This window comes from Streptomyces spiroverticillatus (assembly GCA_014650415.1).
GTDB lineage: Bacteria > Actinomycetota > Actinomycetes > Streptomycetales > Streptomycetaceae > Streptomyces > Streptomyces spiroverticillatus.
Genome location: BMUX01000070.1, coordinates 1 through 1191, shown reverse-complemented (window position 1 = coordinate 1191; position 1191 = coordinate 1). Strand labels below are relative to the sequence as shown.

Sequence of the window (1191 nt, the reverse complement as noted above, 5' to 3'; positions counted from 1 at the left end):
CTAGTGAGCCGGTCCGGAGATGCGTGTGCAGTAGCGGCAGATACGGTCGATGATCTGGTCGGCGGTCTTGGTCCACTTGAACGGGTGGGCGGTGTCGTTCCAGACGTCGATCCACCCTTCGAGGGCGGTCTTGAGTGCGTCGAGGGAGCAGAAGGAGCCGCGCTGGAGGCAGCGTCGTTCCAGCTCGGCAAACCATCGCTCTACTTGGTTGATCCACGACGAGTACGTCGGGGTGAAGTGCAGGGTGAACCGGGGGTGCGCGAGGAGCCACTGGTGCACGGGCGGCGCTTTGTGCGCGGAGAGGTTGTCACAGACGACATGGACGGCGAGACCGGGCTCGACCTGGTGGTCGATCATGTCGAGGAAGTCGCGGAAGTCTTCGGCGGCATGACGCGCTGACCAGGCCGCGATGACCCTCCCGGTGGCGGTGTTGAGGGCCGCGAACAGGTCCACGGTGCCGTGGCGGACGTAGTCGAAACTCCGGCGTTCCGGTGTGCCCGGGAGCATCGGCAGCACCGGCGCGGTCCGCTCTAGGGCCTGGATCTGGGGTTTCTCGTCCACGCAGAAGACCGCCGCCTTGGCGGGCGGGGCGAGGTAGAGGCCGACCACGTCGCGGATCTTGTCGATCAGCAGCGGATCCGGGGAGATCTTGAACTCCTCGACCCGGTGCGGCTGCAGGCCGAAGGCCCGCCAGATCCGGTGCACGCTGGTCGGCGAGATCCCCACCACCTTGGCCAGGTCGCGTTTGGACCAGTGGGTGCAGCCTTCCGGTACCTCTTCCAGGGTGCGCACCACCACCTCCTCGACCTTCGCGTCGGTAATGCTGCGCGGGACCCCGGGCCGGGGGTCATCGCACAGGCCCTCCAGCCGCCGGCCAAGGAACCGGGCCCGCCATTTGGTCACGGTGGTGCGGCTCACCCCCACCCGGGCGGCGACCGCGGTGTTGCTGCGGCCCGCGCCGCATTCCAGCACGATCTTCGCGCGCAGGGCCAAGCCCTGCGCGGTCGAGCGACGCGTCGCCCAACCACGCAGGATCTCCACCTCGTCCTTCGTCAGCTCCAGCGGTACCAGCCGGTTGTCACCCATACCACCAGCACACCGCCATCGGCTCACCAACCGCAGCCAAACACCGCAAGAGGCGACAGAACACGACTCACGAGGCGACCACACAACTCAAGACCGGCTCACTAG

General features: G+C 67.3%; 1 protein-coding gene. It reads right to left on the bottom strand.

Annotated features, from left to right (window positions below):
• Positions 1-1086 carry an IS630 family transposase gene (locus IE269_RS42715; RefSeq protein WP_189828766.1) on the bottom strand — a complete coding sequence of 362 codons (1086 nt, stop codon included), beginning with the start codon at positions 1084-1086 and terminating at the stop codon, positions 1-3.
• Positions 1087-1191: the final 105 nt, after the last annotated feature.